Genomic DNA, 17,963 nt, shown 5'->3' with positions numbered 1-17,963 from the left:
ACGAGCCGGACCCCGACGACGGCGGGAAATCCGCGCTTGCTGAGGACGGCGTCGACCTTTTCCACCCGGGTGCCGGTGAACTTCTCGACGGCGTCGCGGCCAAGGGCGCGTCCCAGCCAGAACGCCGCGGACGCGCCCAGCAGCGCCGCGCAGTAGACGATCACTAGCCCGGGACCGAAACCGAACAGCACCCCGGCGGCGATGGAGAGCACGTTCTTGGGAACAGGGGCGAGGGTGAGGGCGGCGTACCCGGCAATGAAGCTCACGGGACCCCACCAGCCGGCCTGCTCCACCAGTGCGCGCAGCTCATCCACGTCCGGGATGGGCACGGCGAGGACCACCACAGTCGCAGCGACAATGATCACCGCCAGCAGCAGTACCCGCCGGAGCGGGGTGAGGAACGGTGCGCGGCGGCGCGCGTGGTCTTCGTCCATGGTCTCCCGCCATCGGCTGCCCGGCCTGGGCCGTTCGGGCGCCGGGCTCGTTTCGAGGATACTGGAAACAGCATTCCCACCAGTCTAAGGACGCCCATGATCCGCTCTTTCGCCCTGGCACGACGACGCCGTTCTGCCCTGTCCGCGGCCGCAGCAGTCCTGGCACTGCTGCTCACTTCATGTTCTGGAGCTACCGTTGAACCGGCGGAAAGCTTCGGGAGCTTCGGTGAGGTTCAGGCGGAGGCGGAGGGCCAGACCGTGGATCTGTGGATGTATGGGGGAGATGAGCAGGGTAACGCCTACGTTGACGAGGTGCTCGCCCCGGCGGCCAAGGAGCAGGGAGTCACCCTCCGCCGACTCAGGACGCAGTGAACCGTGTGCTCAGTGAGCGTCAGGCAGGGCGCGACGACGGCTCGGTGGACCTGGTCTGGGTCAACGGCGCCAACTTCAGCACCGGACGTCAGGCCGAGGCCTGGCGGTGCGCGTGGACGGACCTGCTACCGAACATGGAGTACACCGACCCGCAGGACCCGCTGCTCCTCAATGACTTCGGGACTCCGGTGGAGGGTTGCGAAGCGCCCTGGCATAAGGCGCAATTCACCTTCTTCTATGATTCGGAAGCCATTACTGACCCGCCGACCTCCCTGGAGGGGATCCTGGAGTGGGCGAAGGAGCATCCGGGCCGTTTCACATATCCGGCACCACCGGACTTCACCGGCAGTGTCTTCCTCCGCGAAGTTCTGCTCAGTGAAGCCGGTGGCGCCGACCAGGTGCCACTCGAGTACAGCGAGGAGGCGTTCGACGAACATGCCCCCGCGGCGCTTGAGGCGCTGCGCGAGGTGGCGCCGTCGCTGTGGCGCGAAGGCCGCACCTACCCGCGCGACGAGCAGGCCCTGAACACCCTCTTCGCCAACGGCGAAGTAGACATCGCCATGACCTACGGACCGGCCACGCTCACCGACCTGGTGGCCTCCGGGGTCCTACCGGAATCCACCAAGGTCCTCACACTGGATGAGGGCACGGTGGGCGACGCGAGTTTCCTCGCCATCCCAGCGAACGCCGCCGACGCTGCAGGGGCGATGGTCGTGGCCAATATCGCGCTGTCGCCGGAGCAGCAGGCAGCAAAGGCCGACCCCGAGGCGTGGGGGCAGTTCACGGTGCTCGACCCCGGGCTCCTGTCACCGGCGCAACAGGACCTTTTCGAGCAATTGCCCGATTCGCCAATCGTCCCGGACTACGAGGAACTTTCCCGCAACGCTCACGGTGAACTTGCCGCGGAATGGGTGGCGGCCCTGGATGAGGGATGGCGTCAGGACGTCGCGTCCACCCGATGAGCAGGCGGCTGACTCCTCCCACCACCACCGGGCGGGCTGTCCTTCTCGGGCTGCCGGCGGTGCTGCCGGTCGTGGTGGTGCTCGGCGTTTCCCTGACCGCGGCCGTGCTGCAGAGCCTGGGACTGATGCCCTTCATCGGACCCCCGGACCCCCGGACCTCAGCGTCGAGGCGTGGACCGGTAACGCCGGTGAACTGGTGCGCTCGAGCGGCATCTCCCTGTACATCGTGGCCGCCGCCACTGCACTGTCCGTGTGCGTCGGGTTCCTGATCGCCGCCTACGTCCTCGCGATGCCACGGATGGGGCGGATTGTGGGTGCCTTGAGCGCCGCAACCATTCCGATTCCACACCTGATCGGCGCTGGGGCGATCGGGTTGCTGCTCTCCGACAGCGGATTCCTGGAGCGGCTGCTCGGAATGCCTGACGCATTCCCTGCACTGGTCGGCGGCCCCTGGTGGCTAGCCGCGATCGCGGAATACGCATGGAAGGAATCGGCGTTCGTGGCGCTGGTGGTACTCGGCAGCATCGCATCCTCGGTGGGGGACCTGTGCGACGCCGCCGCCACCCTCGGTGCGACCGCGGGGCAGCGCATCCTTCGTGTGGTCCTGCCGCTGGCCACGCCGTCCCTGGCGGTCGCGGCCGTGATCGTCTTCGTCTACACGGCGGCGCGTACCTGAACAGCTGCGGGACCGGGATCGTGGGGTCCTGAAGTTGTCCGCGGCTGATCGGGTCGGCTGACTGAGGGGTCACGTGTCGGATTTTATCAAGACGCCCAGCAGAAGACGGATTAGCGTGGCAGCATGACCTCAAACCCAGAACTTTTCCGCTCCGCCAACGGGGATCTGATCACGGTACTTGCCGCGGTGGGGGACTGGTCGGCGTCGAGTACCTGCGAGGACTGGACCGTCCGCGGCGTGCTGGACCACCTCATCGACACCCAGCGGGATTTTCTTGCTCAACACGCGCTCGACATCGGACCACGGCCACAAACCAGTGAGGATCCCTTGTCGGCGTGGACCACGCACAGCTCGAAAGTGCAGGGGCTGCTGGATACACCGAAGGTTGAGTCTGCTCCCTTCGACGGCTTCTTTGGCCCCACCACTGTCGGTGCAACTCTGGCAACCTTCTACGGGTTCGATCTGGTGGTCCATCGCTGGGACATTGCGCGGAGTATCGGTCTGGACAACCACTTCAGCGAGGGGGAGCTGGACCTGATCGAAGTCTCCCTCGACGGGTTCGGTGAACACCTGTACATGGAGGGCATCTGCAAGCCCGCACTGCCGGTGCCTGATGATGCCGACCGTGAAACGAGGCTGCTCGCACGAATGGGGCGGGACGCCCGGGCCGCTCTGCCCGCCCGGTACTCCTCCTATGCAGGTTAGTGGGGAGAGTCGATGCAGGGGTCAGGTCCGCAGCTGCTGCACCATATCCAGCACGACGGCGCTCAGGTCACCGTTGTTCTCGGCCGCCACCCGACGCTGTCGCTGGTAGCCGGCGCCGCGCTGGAGGATCTTTTCGACGTCGGCAAGTTCGTTGGAGCAGCCGAGCTTCGCGGCGACCGGTTCCAGCCGGTTCAGCACCTCCATTAGGTGTTCCGTCACGAGACGCTCGTTGCCGGCCGCGTCGAGGATGATGATCGCGTCGAGGCCGTAGCGGGCCGCCCGCCACTTGTTCTCCTGGACGTGCCAGGGCGGCATGGTGGGGATGGCGCCGCCGTCGTCCAGTGTGGAGGAGAAGTCGTCCACCAGGCACTGGGTCAGTGCTGCAATGGCCCCGACATCTTCCAGCGTCGAGAGCCCGTCGCAGACGCGCATCTCAATGGTTCCCAGATTGCTGACCGGCCGGATATCCCAGCGGATTTCACTGACCGTATCGATGACTCCGGTGGTGAACATGTCCTGGACGTAGGACTCGTATTCGGTCCAGCTGGGGAACTGGAAGGGCAGTCCGGCGGTGGGCAGCTGCTGGAACATGAGCGCGCGCTGCGACGCGTAGCCGGTGTCTTCTCCTCCCCAATACGGCGAGGACGCCGACAGCGCCTGAAAGTGCGGAAAGTAGTTGACCAGCCCGTCCAGCACGGGGAGCGCCTTGTCCCGGTGATCCAGGCCCACGTGAACGTGCACACCGTAGATCACCATCTGCTGACCCCACCACTGGGTGCGGTCGATGAGCTTGAAGTACCGTTCCTTGTCCGTGACCGGCTGGGACCGGGGCACACTGAACGGGTGCGATCCCGCCGAGAACAGCTCCACGCCCATGGGATCGGTCACTTCGCGCACGGCGGCGAGGGATCGGCTCAGATCCGCCTTGGCCTCCTGAACCGTATGACAGATTCCGGTGACCAGTTCAACGGTATTGAGGAGAAGCTCCTGCTTGATATGCGGGTGTTCCTCGTCCTCCTGCAGCTCGGGATGGCGCGCGCTGACGCCGCGCAGCACCTCGTTGGCCACCGAAACCAGATCTCCGTTGTATCGGTCAACAAGCGCCAACTCCCACTCAACGCCTAGAGTGGATTGTGCTGACTGTGCAAATTCGATCTTCATGGGCTTCGCTCCTGACCGGTACCGGACTGTGGGGATAGCTGCCTCGGTATCGCGTCATCGCGGATGAGAACTGAGCTCAATATTAGTGCAGGAACAGCACCAACCAGGTGAGGAGACCTGTGCGCAGCATTCCCATGACCCGACTGGCCGCCGCGGCCGTCGTGGTGCTTCTGCCGCTGGCGGCGTGCACGGCGCCAGCGGCGTCCGAGCCGCCGCGGACCACCGCGCCACCGTCGTCGTCCGCTGCGCCCAGCGAGACCCAGGCTGTCACTGCACCGGGGGCGCTCTCCTGGGGGCCCAGCCAGCAACAGTACGACGACGCCGCGTCCGCCGTCGCGGAAATGTCACCGGAGGAGCTGGCCGGCCAGGTCATGGTGGGGTTTTACGCGGGTGCGGATCCGGCTGTGCAGGAGCAGACGATCAGCGACCTGCATCTCGCCGGGAGCATCATCATGGGAGACAACGTGCCGGCTGCCGCTGACGGCACCGTGGACACCGAGGCAATAAAGGCTGTCAATCAGCGGTTGAAGGACGCCGTCGCCGCCGACGGACGCGACTGGCCCGCCGTCATTTCGGTTGATCAGGAGGGCGGCGTGGTGGCGAGGCTGCGTGCGCCGCTGACTGAATGGCCAACCCCCATGGCGTACGGCGCGGCCGTGGATCCTGAGCTTGCACGGCTGGGGATGTCGGCGCTTGCCAGCGAACTCGCGGGCCTTGGATTCACGATGGATCATGCACCCTCCGCCGATGTCACCCTCGGCTCCAGCGATCCGACCATCGGTGCGCGGTCGTTCTCCGGTGACCCGGCCGCCGTCGGGCCGTTGGCCATCGCCGCGGCCGAAGGAGTGGTGCAAGCCGGTCTGCTGCCCAGCGTGAAGCATTTCCCGGGCCACGGGTCGGTTCCCACGGATTCGCACCTGGGGCTTCCGGTGCAGACGGCTTCAGTTGAAGAGCTGCAGGCCCGCGACTGGGTTCCGTTCCAGGAAGCGGTCGACGCCGGCACACCGGTGATCATGATGGGCCATATTGCGGTGGAGGCACTGGATCCGGGTGTTCCGTCATCGGTGTCTCCAGCGAACTACGAGGCGCTGCGTGGCCTTGGGTTTGAAGGGGTTGTGGTCACTGACGCGCTGAACATGGCCGCTGTGGAGGAGCAGTTCCCCGGCGGACAGGCGGCGCCGCAGGCGCTCGCCGCCGGAGCTGACCTGCTGCTCATGCCAGCGGACAGTTATGCTGCGCACGCCGCGATCCTTGAGGCCCTCGAATCGGGGGAACTGCCGGAGGAACGTCTGGTGGAGGCAGCTACCCGCGTGGTTGCAATGATGAAGTGGCAGGGCGAGTGGTCGGCTGAGCCTGCGCAACCCGGAACCGGTATCGAACAGAGCTTGGCCGCATCTGCTGCCGCTGTGACAATCCTGACCGGGCAGTGTTCGGGAGACCTGCTCGGTGGAACCGCCTCGCTGAGCGGCGGCTCGGCAATCGACCAGGAACGATTCGCGGCGGCGGCCCAGTCCCGCGGCGTCACGGTTGGACCGGAAGGCACCACTGTTTCGCTGGCGGGCTTCGGCGGCGCCGGGTCCAGCGCCGAGGTTGCCGTTTCCCTCGATGCTCCGTGGCTCCTGGATTCCCTCGACGCGCCGGTGAAAGTGGCTCTGTACGGTAACAGCGAGGGATCATTTGACGCTTTGCTCGCTGTGCTGACCGGAGCAGCGGAAGCCCCCGGAAAGCTGCCGGTGGATACAGCCGAGTTCACAGCGGGAACGGGCTGCTAGACCCCGGTCCAGAACAGCGTTCCCTGGGCGCCCCGGCGTAAAGTTGATCCATGACCGTCCGGGCGCTCTGCAGGCCGGAGCGTTCTTCCGAAGCCGGGAACACGCCCCGTCATCGGCCGCGTCGAGGGTGGCGCCGGCGCATCGCGATTGCGCTGTTGGTGATCGCCGCGCTCACCGTTGTGGCCGCCGTCGTACTCTTGACGCCGTCTCCCAGCGACAGCGATGTTGCCGCGGCGGTCCGGGCGGACCCTGACGTGACGGTAACGGACCACGACGGCTACCTCGAACTCGCTCCCGCAGACGCGGCGGACACGGATCAGGGGCTCATCTTCTACCCCGCCGCCCGTGCCCGGGCGGAGTCCTATCTGGGTTCCTGGGCGCCGATCGTGGAGAGCACCGGGATTACCGTCTACCTGGCGGATGTGCCGTTTGGGTTCGCGACCCTTGACGAGGGCGCGGCGGGACGCATCATCGACGCTGAGCAGGATGTGAGCCGCAGGTGGATTGGCGGACACTCCATGGGAGGCATCACCGCCTCCCGGTACGCGGCCGCCCATCCGGACACTGAGTTCAAGGGGCTGGTGCTGTGGGCCGCTTTCCCTGCAGAGGGGGTGGAGGCGGACAATGTGCTCGCGGTTTCGGGCGGCCGCGACGGGATTGTACCCACGAAGATTGTCCGTGAACGCACGGCGCCAACGGCCACACTGTTCGAGATTGAGGGGATGGAGCACAGCCAGTTCGGTTCGTACTCGTCCATCTTCGGCGATGGCGACCCAACTATCACTGACGACGACGCCCGGCGTCAACTTGCGCGGGTCACCGAAGACTTCCTGCTCGGGACCGGAAGCTGAACCGGCATAATTGAGGCGTGCCAATCCTCAATAAAGATATGACGCTCTGCATCTCCCTGGCGGCCCGCCCCAGCAACATTGGAACGCGCTTCCACAACCGGCTTTACGACGAGCTTGGCCTCAACTACATCTACAAGGCCTTCACCACCACCGACCTCCCAGCGGCGATTGGCGGCGTGCGCGCCCTGGGTATCCGCGGCTGCGCCATCTCCATGCCGTTCAAAGAGGACGTCATTGCGCTGGTGGACCGCATGGATCCGTCGGCAACCGCCATCGAGTCGGTGAACACCATAGTGAACGACGACGGCGTCCTCACCGCCTACAACACCGACTACCTTGCGATCGCACGGCTTCTGGAGGAAAACGCAGTCGACTCGTCCTCATCGGTGCTGCTTCGTGGCTCGGGCGGCATGGCCAAGGCGGTTGCCGCTGCCTTCCGCGACGCCGGGTTCCGCCGTGTCGCGATTGTCGCCCGCAACGAGGAGGCCGGACGGGCGCTCGCCACGCAGTACGGTTTTGACTGGCAGCCGGAACCCGGATCGAGTACTGCTGACGTGCTGGTGAACGTGACGCCACTCGGAATGGCTGGCACCGATGAGGCCGCGCACGCTTTCAGCGACGAGGCGATCACGGCCTCGCAGTTGGTGTTCGACGTTGTTGCACTCCCGTCCGAAACGCCGCTGATCAGGGCTGCCCGTGCGGCAGGTAAACCGGTGATCACGGGCGCCCAGGTCATTGCGCTGCAGGCCGAGGAACAGTTTGTGCTCTACACGGGCGTGCGTCCGAGTCCCGAACAGGTGCGGCTGGCGGGGGAATTCTCGCGGCAGTAGGTTCTGCGCATCTATTCGACAGCAATTACCAGTGCGCGGCCCAAAATTGGTATCTACTGACGAACGGATCCCAGGACCGGCTCCACCACAATGGCCACGCGGTCCTCACCAATCCGGGTCAGCACCAGGGTTGCCTTGTTGGTCGCTTTGGGTGACCCGGCTTTGCCGGAACCCGAACCGGCCAGCAGCTGTTTCCGCAGCTCCTCGGGAGTGACGGAGGTGCCCCGCTTCTTGATGTCCAGCACGCCGATGCCGTTGATCCGCACCCAGGCCTTCAGCGCCTTAACGTTGTACGGCTTCACTTCGACCACTTTGTAGGCACGTGCGAACGGCGTCTCCACCAGATCCGGTGCGCAGATGTAGGCGATCTTCGGATCGAGCAGGTGTCCGCCGACCTGCCGTGCCACGTCGCCAACAAGTCCGGCCCGGATGACAGCGCCGTCCGGTTCGTACAGGTAGCCTTCCGCCGCACCGAGCGGCGAGCCGCCGTCGTCCTTGAAATCTGTGTCACTGGTGAGTTCAGCTGCGCCGCCCGCGCCGATCAGCAGCGCGCTGCGCCGCACATTCTCCCGGCGGAGCGCATTGAACCAGAGGGCAACTTCCGTGACGGCGCCGTCCACCGAGACCCACTGGGCTTCGCAGCCGGGAGGAACGGCGTCGTGCGGGATGCCCGGTCCAAGCTTGACGCCCACCGCCTTGCCGGTGTCCGCGAGCCGTTCCACAAAGGAGAGCGGGGGCGAAAACGCCTCCGGATCAAACAACCGTGTGGTTCCCGCCGTGGAGGTGGTGCGGCGCGCCGGATCCAGCCACACGCCGTCGTACCCGTCAAGATCCATCGAGAGCGCGTCCGCCTTGACCACTGTCGCATTGGGCCACGGCATCAGGTTCATGGTTGCGGCGGCGGCAGTGGTTTCATCGAGTTCGACGGCGGTAACGTCGCGTTCCAGTGTGGCGAAGGCCATCGAGTCGGCACCGATTCCGCAGCCGAGGTCCACGATTTTCTGTAGGCCAGCGGTGACGTATCGCTGCGCATGCCGGGCCGCAACGTTGAGTCGGGTGGCCTGCTCCAGCCCGGCGGGGGTGAAGAGCATCCGGGCGGCGAAGGGACCAAACTTGGCCTCGGCTTTTGCCCGCAGCCGCGACTGGGTCAGCGCCGCCGAAACCACCTCGGGGGAGTGGCCGGCGCCGCGCAGCTGGGTGCTGAGCCGCATGCTTTCAGCCTCCGAGTATGGGCCCAGGGAGTTCAGCAGCTCCCAGCCGTCCGGGGTGAGAATCGGGGCGAGGATGTTTTCAGTAACCACGCGTGTCGCCCGCATCGGTGCCGATCGTGTCCAGGCGCAGGTCGGGGTGGTTTTTCTCGACCCGGCGCATCGCCCAGACATCGTTGAACAGGGCGAGGTATTCGCCGTCGGACCGGATCAGCACCTCCGCGCCGCGAATGCCGCTGAGTGTGGCCTGCGCGTCATGGTTGGTGAGGCGGGCCAAGGAGTAGCCAAGCGGCTCCATGCGCATCGGCGCGTTGAAATCCTGCTCCATCCGGTCCTGGACAACCTCAAACTGCATGGGTCCAACGGCGGCGAGAACGGGCGCCTGATCGCCGCGCAGGTCCGAGCGCAGGATCTGGATGATGCCCTCGTGCCCCAGCTGTTCAATACCGCGGCGGAACTGCTTGAACTTGCTGGGGTCCTTGGAACGCGCCACCCGGAAGTGTTCCGGGCTGAACAGCGGGATGGGCGGGAACTCGACTGGTTGCTCCACATAGAGGCTGTCGCCCATCCGCAGGGCGGAGGCATTCACGAGCCCGACGACGTCGCCTGGCCAGGCTTCGTCGATCACCTCGCGTTCACGGCCGAACAGCTGCTGGGCGTATTTGGTGGCGAAGGTCTTGCCCGAATTGGCGTGGGTTACCACCATTCCGCGCTCGAAGACGCCCGAGCAGACCCGGATGAAGGCGACGTGGTCGCGGTGCGCGCGGTTCATGCCGGCCTGCACCTTGAAGACAAAGCCGGAGAACGGTGCCTCGACGTTGCGGTCCACACCGTTGATGTCCTTACGGGCGCCGGCAGCCGGGGCAAGATCCACCAGGGCGTCGAGAATGTGCTTGACGCCGAAGTTCAGCACGGCCGAGGAAAACAGGATCGGTGTTCCGGTGCCATCGTGGAAGCGTTCCTTGGTGAACTCCTGGTTGGATTCGACCACGAGGGAGGCCTCGTCCACCGCGTCAGTCCAATTGTCGCCTTCCTGTTCCAGCGCCTCCGCCGGGGTCAGGTGCTCCTCGGTGGCCAGCGAGGCGCCGGAGTTGTTGCGGGTGAACCGGACAAATGAGTCGCTCTTCAGGTCCCACACGCCGCGGAAGTCCCCGGCGATTCCCACAGCCCAGGTGAGCGGCATGGGGATCAGCCCGGTTTGCTCAGTGATTTCGTCCATGAGGGCCAGCGTGTCCAGGCCGGGGCGGTCCCATTTGTTGATCACGGTGATGATGGGGATTTTCCGTTGCCGGCAGACTTCGAACAGCTTCATGGTCTGGGTTTCCAGGCCTTTGGCGGCGTCGATGAGCATCACTGCGCAATCCACGGCGGCAAGCACGCGGTAGGTGTCCTCCGAGAAATCGGAGTGGCCAGGGGTGTCCAGCAGGTTGATGACTGTGTCCCGGTAGGAGAACTGCAGCGCGGTGGAACTGATGGAAATGCCGCGGTCTTTCTCCATCTGCATCCAGTCGGAGACGGTTTCCTTGCGGTTTTCCTTGCCGTTGGTGGCACCCGCTGTGCCGATGACGCGCGCATGAAGAGCGAGGGCCTCCGTGAGAGTGGACTTGCCGGCGTCGGGATGCGAGATGACAGCGAAGGTGCGCCTGCGGGATGCTTCCTGGGCGATTCCATTGGAATGGCGGGTGGGGTGCTGGACCTGCTGCGTCACAAAACTGCTTCCGTGTGCGGTGTGGGGAGGTTGGACTGCCGGTTACCAAGTCTAGCCGCCGAGGGCCGGCGGACTTGCGGTCATCCAACCAACCTGCCCGCTGAGTCGGTCTACTCAATGGGCATGAATAGTTCTGCCCACCGAGCAGGGCAGCTCGGTGGGCAGCATTGACAGTGCTGCCACCTTGGCGCGGCCCAACCTCAGACGCGGGTGGCGGGCACCACGTCCGTATGGATAAAATCGTTGCCCTTGAAAAGGAGCGGTTCCCGCAGGTCGGTCGCCAGCGCATAGCTGAAACAATCCCCGAAGTTCAATTGCGCCTTGTGGCCGCTGCCTTTGCCGTAGTCCCGGTAGGCCGCTCGGGCGATCATCGCCTGATCCTTGGTGACGGGTTCAAGAGTGATTCCCGCATCGTGGAGAAACCTGTCGAACAGCCGGGTTGCCCCCGGCAACCTCAGCCTGTCAATCACGATTCCAGTCTCGATGTAGGTGCCGGCTGACAATTTGACCGTGTTCGCGGCAATCCATTCCCGAAACGGACCGGACTCCGGCTCGTCGAGCAAAACTGCAACGATAGCCGAGGTGTCGATGATCATCGCGGCAAACCGTCCGCGTCGTAGAGATCATCGGTGTCCAATGCTCGGCGCCGTGCCGGGGTGAGGTGCTTGCCGAACTCGACCACGATATGTTCCATTGCCTCCATCCGGTCGGCAGCAATCCGTTGCGGGTCGGAGTCCAGACGGGACAGGTACTCCTCCAACGCGCGTTCGATGACGCCGGTCTGGCTGAGCCCGGTCTTACTGGCGGCTTTCCTCGCCAGTTGGTGAACGTGCTCGTTCTTGATGTTCAGGCTCACGGGATCTACCTTTCTACCCAAGTGTTCCTCAAGTCTACCTTTTAGAAGAGGTTCCGTACCAGGAGTTGGGTTGCGGGACCGAACCCACGGCGCTCGTATAAGTGCACCGAGCGTGGGCTGGGGTAGAGCTCCATGCGGACCGCGTTGATGCGCTGCGAGTATTCGATAGCTGCCTCCATTAAGAGCGCGCCTACTCCCCGTGTTGCGATGGCCTTCGAGCACACCGCCGCCCAGGCCTCGCGCAGGTGCGCAAGGTGCGGTGCATGCGGTCACGCTACCAATCTGCCCACTGAACCCTCGGTCTCAGTGGGCAGAAGCATATTCTGCCCACTGAGTTGGGCCCTTCAGTGGGCGGCTTGATTGGAAACATCACAAGACGGCTTAGAGCGGAACTCTGGCACTCGCCTTGACCGAGTGCTAACCAATGCATAAGGTCAGACTTGGCACTCTCACCATGAGGGTGCTAATCCCTGAAGTAAGCGCCAGCCGGCACCGCGACGACGGTCAGCGCCTACCGAAGGCCTTGATTCCATCAGTTACCAAGCGAAGGAGAGGTCCGAGTGTCGGTCTCTATTAAGCCTCTTGAGGATCGTATTGTTGTCCGCCCACTGGAAGCCGAGCAGACCACTGCCTCGGGTCTGGTTATCCCGGACACCGCCAAGGAAAAGCCCCAGGAGGGCGAAGTTGTTGCAGTAGGCCCAGGCCGCGTTGACGACAATGGCAACCGCGTTCCCGTTGACGTTGCAGAAGGTGACATTGTCATCTACTCCAAGTACGGCGGAACCGAAGTCAAGCATGGAGGCCAGGAATACCTGGTTCTTTCCGCACGCGACGTTCTGGCAATCGTAGTTAAATAACGCTGACGTATGAAGGAACCCCGGCCGCCACAGGCCGGGGTTCCTTCGCTCAGTGAGAGCTCCATAAGACAAGCCGCTGCACAAGCTGTGAAAGGGAACAAATTATGGCAAAGCAGTTGAAATTCGACGAGGCTGCCCGCCGGGCGCTCGAAGCTGGCGTCGATAAGCTGGCCGACACCGTCAAGGTGACCCTCGGCCCCCGCGGACGCAACGTTGTGCTGGACAAGAAGTGGGGTGCGCCCACCATCACCAATGACGGTGTGACCATTGCCCGCGAAATCGAGCTCGATGATCCGTATGAAAACCTCGGCGCACAGCTGGCCAAGGAAGTTGCCACCAAGACCAACGACGTCGCCGGTGACGGCACCACGACGGCCACCGTCCTTGCACAGGCACTGGTCAAGGAAGGCCTCCGCAACGTAGCCGCGGGCGCCGCTCCCGGACAGTTGAAGCACGGCATCGAGGTTGCCATTGAGGCAGTCGCGGCCCGCCTGCTTGAGAATGCACGCGAAGTTGTCGGTAAGCAGACCGCCAGCGTCGCCGCAATCTCCGCGCAGAGCACCGAGGTTGGAGACCTCCTGGCTGAAGCCTTCGAGAAGGTGGGCAAGGACGGCGTCATCACCATCGAAGAGTCCTCCACCACCCAGACCGAACTTGTGCTCACCGAGGGCATGCAGTTCGACAAGGGTTACCTGAGCCCCTACTTCGTCACCGACGCAGAGCGTCAGGAAGCAGTGCTGGAAGACGCACTGATCCTGATCAACTCCGGCAAGATCTCCTCGCTGCAGGAATTCTTGCCGCTGCTGGAGAAGGCACTCGCCGCAGGCAAGCCGCTGTTCATTATTGCCGAGGACATCGAGGGCGAAGCGCTCTCCACCCTGGTGGTTAACAAGATCCGTGGAACCCTGAACGTTGTTGCTGTAAAGGCTCCGGGCTTCGGCGACCGCCGCAAGGCCATGCTGCAGGACATCGCCACCCTCACCGGTGCGCAGGTTGTGTCTCCTGATCTGGGTCTGAAGCTGGATCAGGTTGGCCTCGAGGTACTGGGCTCCGCACGCCGGATCACCGTCACCAAGGACAACACCACCATTGTTGACGGCATCGGCAGCGAGCAGGACATCGCTGACCGCGTCTCCCAGATCCGCGCCGAGGTTGAGCGCACCGATTCCGATTGGGACCGCGAGAAGCTCCAGGAACGTCTGGCCAAGCTGGCCGGCGGCGTTGGAGTCATCAAGGTTGGCGCGGCCACCGAGGTTGAGCTCAAGGAAAAGAAGCACCGCATCGAGGACGCAGTGTCCGCGACGCGTGCCGCCCTTGAGGAAGGCATCGTGGCCGGTGGCGGGTCAGCACTCGTTCACGCAGCCAAGGCGCTGGAAACCGACCCAAGTGTCCTGAAGCTTGAGGGTGACGCTGCAACCGCCGTCGGACTTGTCCGCCGTGCGCTTGCGCAGCCGCTCCGCTGGATCGCCGAAAACGCCGGTTTCGAAGGCTACGTTGTGGTCAACAAGGTGGGCGAGCTTGAGGTCGGTCACGGCTTCAACGCGCTGACCGGCGGCTACGAAAACCTGGTCGACGCCGGCATCATCGACCCGGTCAAGGTCACCCGTTCCGCACTGCGGAACGCAGCCTCGATCGCGGCTCTGGTTCTCACCACTGAAACATTGATTGTTGAGAAGCCTGAAGAGAACGACGACGATCACGGTCACAGCCACTAACGGCTGAAAAAGTACGACGACGGCGCCCCGGTCCACAGCGGACCGGGGCGTTGTCATTTAAGCCTTGGACGGGCGCCGCCCAGCGGACCGTGACGGTCACGGAATAGGGCGCGCACTCCTTTCGTTTTACGATGGAGATCAAAGCACCGCCGGCCAACCCGCAGCCGATGGTCCACGTCCTCCATAACCATTGAAAGAGGCGCCGCCTTGAGCGAAACCGAGTCACACGATCCATTCGGCTTTGTTGGCCTGACCTACGACGACGTTCTGCTGCTTCCCGGCCACACGGACGTCATCCCCTCGGAAGCAGACACCAGTTCCCGCGTCTCCAAGCGCATCACCGTGCAGACCCCGCTCCTTTCCTCAGCCATGGACACCGTGACCGAGGCGCGCATGGCCGTTGCCATGGCGCGCCAGGGAGGATTGGGCGTGATCCACCGCAACCTCTCCATCGCGGACCAGGCGGAACAGGTGGACCGGGTCAAGCGCAGCGAATCAGGAATGATTACCAACCCCGTGACGATCGGCCCTGACGCGACTCTGCAGGAACTCGACGAAATCTGCGGCCATTACCGGGTCTCGGGACTTCCAGTGGTCGACGGCGACGGTCGCCTCCTTGGGATCGTCACCAACAGGGACACCCGCTTCGTGTCCGAACATGACTTTCCGCACCGCCTGGTCCACGAGGTCATGACCCCTATGCCCCTCGTCACGGGGAAAGTGGGCATCAGCGGCGATGATGCCATTGGCTTGCTGGGTAAGAACAAGATCGAAAAGCTTCCGCTGGTGGACGATGCAGGGGTCCTTCGGGGCCTGATCACGGTCAAGGACTTCACCAAGGCTGAGCAGTACCCGCTCTCCACCAAGGACGACGAAGGCCGCCTCCGAGTAGGGGCCGCCATCGGTTTCTTTGGTGATGGGTGGGAACGGGCAATGGCGCTGGTCGAAGCCGGCGTGGACGCACTGTTCGTTGACACCGCCAACGGCCACAGCGCCGGCGTGCTGGACATGATTGCGCGGCTGAAGGCTGAGAAGACTATGGCGCATGTCGACATCATTGGAGGTCAGGCCGCCACCCGCGCCGGAGCGCAGGCTCTGATCGACGCCGGGGCGGACGGCATCAAGGTGGGCGTTGGACCGGGATCCATCTGCACCACCCGCGTTGTTGCCGGCGTCGGGGTTCCCCAGGTCACAGCCATCTATGAGGCCGCCAAAGCCGCCATCCCGGCGGGCGTGCCGGTGATTGCCGACGGCGGACTCCAGTACTCGGGCGACATCGGCAAGGCGCTCGTCGCCGGGGCCGACACAGTGATGCTGGGTTCGCTGCTGGCCGGCTCGGCCGAGGCCCCCGGCGAGCTGATCTTCGTCAACGGCAAGCAGTACAAGACCTACCGTGGCATGGGATCACTTGGCGCCATGCAGACCCGTGGCAAAAACACGTCCTACTCCAAGGACCGCTACTTCCAGGCCGATGTCACCGGGGATGACAAGCTCATCCCCGAAGGCGTCGAGGGCCGGGTTGCCTACCGCGGACCGCTCGCATCGGTGGCGTACCAGCTGGTCGGCGGACTCCGGCAGACCATGTTCTACACCGGCGCACGCACCGTCGAGGAACTCAAGGCAAAGGGTAAATTTGTGCGCATCACGCCTGCAGGTTTGAAAGAATCCCATCCGCATGACATCCAGATGACGGTGGAGGCGCCGAACTACGGCAGTAAGTAGGGCACCGGGTTTCCGCGCGCTCCTTCGTCGCTTGGTCGACCACCGGAATGCGCGCACGGGTCGTGTCCCCGGTCGACCAGACGCCGGTTGGGGCGTTTCCGGTGATCGACCAAGGCCGCTTGCGCCGGAGTTTCCGGTGATCGACCAAGACCGCTTGCGCCGGAGTTTCCGGTGATCGACCAAGGCCGCTTGCGGCCGCGTGGAGATCCGGCGACGCTACCATGAACCCATGAGTGACGAGAGCCTGAGGCCGCCCCGCGACCCGCGGCCCAAGCTCGCGCTCCGACCGTACGCCCGCGCCGTCGGGCAGGTACTGAAGGTCAGCGTCCGGGCGTCTCCCGGCGCCGTCGTCATGAAGGTTCTTGGCTCACTCATCTCCGCTGTTCTTCCGCTGGTGACCACCTACTTCGCCGCATTGACGACGACGGCGCTCGCCGAAGCGTACGCTGGTGACCCGGATGCGGGCCAGCGGGCGCTGGTGTACGTGTTGGTGACGGCGGCGCTTGGCCTGTTGTGGGGCGGATTCACCAGCGTTGACCGGTACATCCAGCAGGTCCTCAGCTTCCGCGTGGGCGCAATTGTGGGCGACATGATGTATGAGCGGTTCCTTGCGCTTGAGTTCTGGCGGTATGACGACAAGGAAACCGTTGACCTTTACGACCGGGCAAAGAGATTCTCTGATTCCTATGCGCGGGTGCTCGACCGGATCGCCGCGATTTTCACCCAGCTGATCTCAGTAATCCTGGCCATTGGCGCGCTGGTGCTGGTGAGCTGGTGGGTCGCGCTCATTGTCCTCGTGGCAATCGTGCCCAGCGTGTACCTCCAGTTCAAGCTCTCCCGCGAGCAGATGGCCCACTGGAACACACAGGTGGATTCGCGGCGGCAGCGGCGCATGATCGAAACCAACCTGATGAGGCCGCAGCATATTGCCGAGATGCGGCTGTACGGCATAGTCCGTTACCTGATGGAGCTGCGGTCGCGCTTGCGGGACGCCGACGAAAAGCGGCGGCTGGAGTTCCAGAAGAAGTACATCCCCAAGCAGCTCCTGGCGGATGGGCTGCAGACGGTTGCCGAGGTGGTGGCCCTGATCTGGGTGGTGGTGCAGATCATCGCCCGCGCCCAACCCGTAGGGCAGTTCCTGTACGTGCAGCAGATTGTCAGCCGCGCACTGACCACGGCAAACAGCCTGGTGACATCGCTGAGTTCGATCGATGAGGACCTCGCCAACCTGAAGGACTACGAGGAATTCATGACATTCCCCGTTGCCACCGCAGGCATGAAGCGCCTGGATACGCCGCCGTCGTCCGTTGTCCTTGACGACATCCGGTTCACCTACACCGGAAGCGACAGGGAAGTCCTCAGGGGGATTTCCATGACTGTTCAACAGGGCCAGCACATAGCCATCGTGGGGGAGAACGGCGCCGGCAAATCGACCCTGATCCGTGTGCTGGCAGGATTGTACAAACCCAGCGGAGGCCGGGTGCTGGTGGACGGCGGTGACCTGCAGCAGATCGATGTCGCTTCCTGGCATCGTCACCTCGCAGTCATGTCACAGGACTTCCTCAAGTACGAGTTCGCCACCGCCGCCAACAACATCTACTTCGGGGACGTTGCCGAAGCACGCGACGAGGGCAGGGTCGAAGGCGCGGCGCACGACGCCGAGGCCGCAGAGTTCATCGAACGACTGCCCGGCGGGTTTGAGAACCACGTAAGTAACTGGATGGAGGATCCGCGCGGACGCAAGGGGAGCGGCCTCTCCGGCGGACAATGGCAGCGGCTCGCGATGGCACGGAACTTCTACCGGGATGCGTCCTTCATTGTGATGGATGAGCCGACGTCGGCCATCGATGCGCTGGCGGAGCACCGGATCTTCACCCGGCTCTTTGAAGACCGCGACCATACGATCATCGCCATCAGCCACCGGCTTGCCACCATTGAGAAAGCCGATGTCATCTACATGCTTGAGGACGGTCAGGTGGTGGAATCCGGGACTCACCGTGAGCTGGTGGAGCTGCGGGGAAGGTACTTCAGGATGTTCGAGAGCCAGCTCGTGGTGGATGAGAATCCTGACACGGTGAGCTAATTTCCGGTGGTCGACCAAGCGAGGGACGAGCGTTCTTCCGGTGGTCGACCA

The 17,963-nt window shown here is 64.1% G+C and carries 18 protein-coding genes; 11 read left to right on the top strand and 7 right to left on the bottom strand.

Annotation, left to right across the window (positions count from 1 at the left end):
* Positions 1-434, bottom strand: a 434-nt coding sequence (locus Y708_RS25925) for a TVP38/TMEM64 family protein (RefSeq protein WP_035776714.1), incomplete at its 3' end; no start/stop codon positions are given.
* Positions 435-530: 96 nt separating this feature from the next.
* On the opposite strand from Y708_RS25925, the gene Y708_RS30500 reads away from it, so the two are divergent.
* The 4 genes from Y708_RS30500 to Y708_RS0117115 all read left to right on the top strand — a co-directional run bounded on the left by Y708_RS30500 (position 531) and on the right by Y708_RS0117115 (position 3,149).
* Positions 531-806: a hypothetical protein gene (locus Y708_RS30500; protein ID WP_216699824.1), complete on the top strand. Its 276-nt coding sequence runs from the start codon at positions 531-533 to the stop codon at positions 804-806.
* Positions 803-1,768 (top strand): ABC transporter substrate-binding protein, encoded by a 966-nt coding sequence (locus Y708_RS25920; protein WP_216699823.1) that lies wholly within the window; start codon positions 803-805, stop codon positions 1,766-1,768. The genes Y708_RS30500 and Y708_RS25920 overlap by 4 nt, the downstream gene beginning before the upstream one ends.
* A gap of 196 nt (positions 1,769-1,964) precedes the next feature.
* The gene (locus Y708_RS25915; protein WP_051479107.1) at positions 1,965-2,444 is read left to right on the top strand and encodes an ABC transporter permease family protein; all 480 of its coding nucleotides are present in this window, start codon (positions 1,965-1,967) and stop codon (positions 2,442-2,444) included.
* A 123-nt stretch (positions 2,445-2,567) separates the two neighbouring features.
* Positions 2,568-3,149, top strand: coding sequence for a maleylpyruvate isomerase family mycothiol-dependent enzyme (locus Y708_RS0117115; RefSeq protein ID WP_028280873.1), 582 nt, complete (start codon positions 2,568-2,570; stop codon positions 3,147-3,149).
* Positions 3,150-3,170: 21 nt separating this feature from the next.
* Here Y708_RS0117115 and Y708_RS0117110 read toward each other — a convergent pair whose 3' ends face one another.
* Positions 3,171-4,310: a glutamate--cysteine ligase gene (locus tag Y708_RS0117110; RefSeq protein WP_028280872.1), complete on the bottom strand. Its 1,140-nt coding sequence runs from the start codon at positions 4,308-4,310 to the stop codon at positions 3,171-3,173.
* A gap of 119 nt (positions 4,311-4,429) precedes the next feature.
* On the opposite strand from Y708_RS0117110, the gene Y708_RS0117100 reads away from it, so the two are divergent.
* From Y708_RS0117100 to Y708_RS0117090, 3 genes are read left to right on the top strand one after another with little or no spacing between them, the layout of a single operon-like run.
* Positions 4,430-6,082 (top strand): glycoside hydrolase family 3 N-terminal domain-containing protein, encoded by a 1,653-nt coding sequence (locus tag Y708_RS0117100; RefSeq protein ID WP_343212986.1) that lies wholly within the window; start codon positions 4,430-4,432, stop codon positions 6,080-6,082.
* A gap of 50 nt (positions 6,083-6,132) precedes the next feature.
* Positions 6,133-6,933: an alpha/beta hydrolase gene (locus Y708_RS25910; RefSeq protein ID WP_081746931.1), complete on the top strand. Its 801-nt coding sequence runs from the start codon at positions 6,133-6,135 to the stop codon at positions 6,931-6,933.
* Positions 6,934-6,950: 17 nt separating this feature from the next.
* The gene (locus tag Y708_RS0117090; RefSeq protein ID WP_028280869.1) at positions 6,951-7,763 is read left to right on the top strand and encodes a shikimate 5-dehydrogenase; all 813 of its coding nucleotides are present in this window, start codon (positions 6,951-6,953) and stop codon (positions 7,761-7,763) included.
* A gap of 53 nt (positions 7,764-7,816) precedes the next feature.
* On the opposite strand, the gene Y708_RS0117085 is transcribed toward Y708_RS0117090, so the two are convergent.
* The 5 genes from Y708_RS0117085 to Y708_RS30000 form a co-directional block, all read right to left on the bottom strand.
* On the bottom strand, positions 7,817-9,064 hold the full coding sequence (locus Y708_RS0117085) for a class I SAM-dependent methyltransferase (RefSeq protein WP_253905859.1): 1,248 nt from the start codon (positions 9,062-9,064) through the stop codon (positions 7,817-7,819).
* Positions 9,054-10,679 carry a peptide chain release factor 3 gene (locus Y708_RS0117080; RefSeq protein ID WP_028280867.1) on the bottom strand — a complete coding sequence of 542 codons (1,626 nt, stop codon included), beginning with the start codon at positions 10,677-10,679 and terminating at the stop codon, positions 9,054-9,056. The genes Y708_RS0117085 and Y708_RS0117080 overlap by 11 nt, the downstream gene beginning before the upstream one ends.
* Before the next feature lie 200 nt (positions 10,680-10,879).
* Positions 10,880-11,275 (bottom strand): type II toxin-antitoxin system VapC family toxin, encoded by a 396-nt coding sequence (locus Y708_RS0117075; RefSeq protein ID WP_028280866.1) that lies wholly within the window; start codon positions 11,273-11,275, stop codon positions 10,880-10,882.
* The gene (locus Y708_RS30005; protein ID WP_028280865.1) at positions 11,272-11,535 is read right to left on the bottom strand and encodes a type II toxin-antitoxin system VapB family antitoxin; all 264 of its coding nucleotides are present in this window, start codon (positions 11,533-11,535) and stop codon (positions 11,272-11,274) included. The genes Y708_RS0117075 and Y708_RS30005 overlap by 4 nt, the downstream gene beginning before the upstream one ends.
* Before the next feature lie 41 nt (positions 11,536-11,576).
* Positions 11,577-11,759, bottom strand: coding sequence for a GNAT family N-acetyltransferase (locus Y708_RS30000; protein WP_275451118.1), 183 nt, complete (start codon positions 11,757-11,759; stop codon positions 11,577-11,579).
* Positions 11,760-12,095: 336 nt separating this feature from the next.
* Between Y708_RS30000 and groES the strand changes: the two genes are divergently transcribed.
* From groES to Y708_RS0117045, 4 genes are all read left to right on the top strand, one after another.
* On the top strand, positions 12,096-12,392 hold the full coding sequence (gene groES / locus Y708_RS0117060; RefSeq protein WP_028280864.1) for a co-chaperone GroES: 297 nt from the start codon (positions 12,096-12,098) through the stop codon (positions 12,390-12,392).
* A 104-nt stretch (positions 12,393-12,496) separates the two neighbouring features.
* Positions 12,497-14,107 carry a chaperonin GroEL gene (gene groL / locus Y708_RS0117055; protein WP_028280863.1) on the top strand — a complete coding sequence of 537 codons (1,611 nt, stop codon included), beginning with the start codon at positions 12,497-12,499 and terminating at the stop codon, positions 14,105-14,107.
* A 207-nt stretch (positions 14,108-14,314) separates the two neighbouring features.
* Entirely contained in the window at positions 14,315-15,829 is a 1,515-nt protein-coding gene (gene guaB, locus Y708_RS0117050) for an IMP dehydrogenase (RefSeq protein ID WP_028280862.1), read from the top strand.
* A 229-nt stretch (positions 15,830-16,058) separates the two neighbouring features.
* Positions 16,059-17,912, top strand: a complete 1,854-nt coding sequence (locus Y708_RS0117045; RefSeq protein WP_028280861.1) for an ABC transporter ATP-binding protein — start codon at positions 16,059-16,061, stop codon at positions 17,910-17,912.
* Positions 17,913-17,963 lie beyond the last annotated feature (51 nt).

It is taken from the genome of Arthrobacter sp. H5 (genome assembly GCF_000520595.1).
In the GTDB taxonomy this organism is placed as follows: Bacteria; Actinomycetota; Actinomycetes; order Actinomycetales; family Micrococcaceae; genus Arthrobacter_D.
The sequence above is the reverse complement of the archived record's forward strand: the minus strand, read 5'-3'. Positions and strand labels throughout refer to the sequence as shown.

Excerpts from the sequence above, each read along its gene's own strand:
- Y708_RS30500 (WP_216699824.1), top strand. The coding sequence starts at position 531 with ATGATCCGCTCTTTCGCCCTGGCACGACGACGCCGTTCTGCCCTGTCC.
- Y708_RS0117115 (WP_028280873.1), top strand. The coding sequence starts at position 2,568 with ATGACCTCAAACCCAGAACTTTTCCGCTCCGCCAACGGGGATCTGATC.
- Y708_RS0117110 (WP_028280872.1), bottom strand. The coding sequence starts at position 4,310 with ATGAAGATCGAATTTGCACAGTCAGCACAATCCACTCTAGGCGTTGAG.
- Y708_RS25910 (WP_081746931.1), top strand. The coding sequence starts at position 6,133 with ATGACCGTCCGGGCGCTCTGCAGGCCGGAGCGTTCTTCCGAAGCCGGG.
- Y708_RS0117075 (WP_028280866.1), bottom strand. The coding sequence starts at position 11,275 with ATGATCATCGACACCTCGGCTATCGTTGCAGTTTTGCTCGACGAGCCG.
- groL (WP_028280863.1), top strand. The coding sequence starts at position 12,497 with ATGGCAAAGCAGTTGAAATTCGACGAGGCTGCCCGCCGGGCGCTCGAA.
- Y708_RS0117045 (WP_028280861.1), top strand. The coding sequence starts at position 16,059 with ATGAGTGACGAGAGCCTGAGGCCGCCCCGCGACCCGCGGCCCAAGCTC.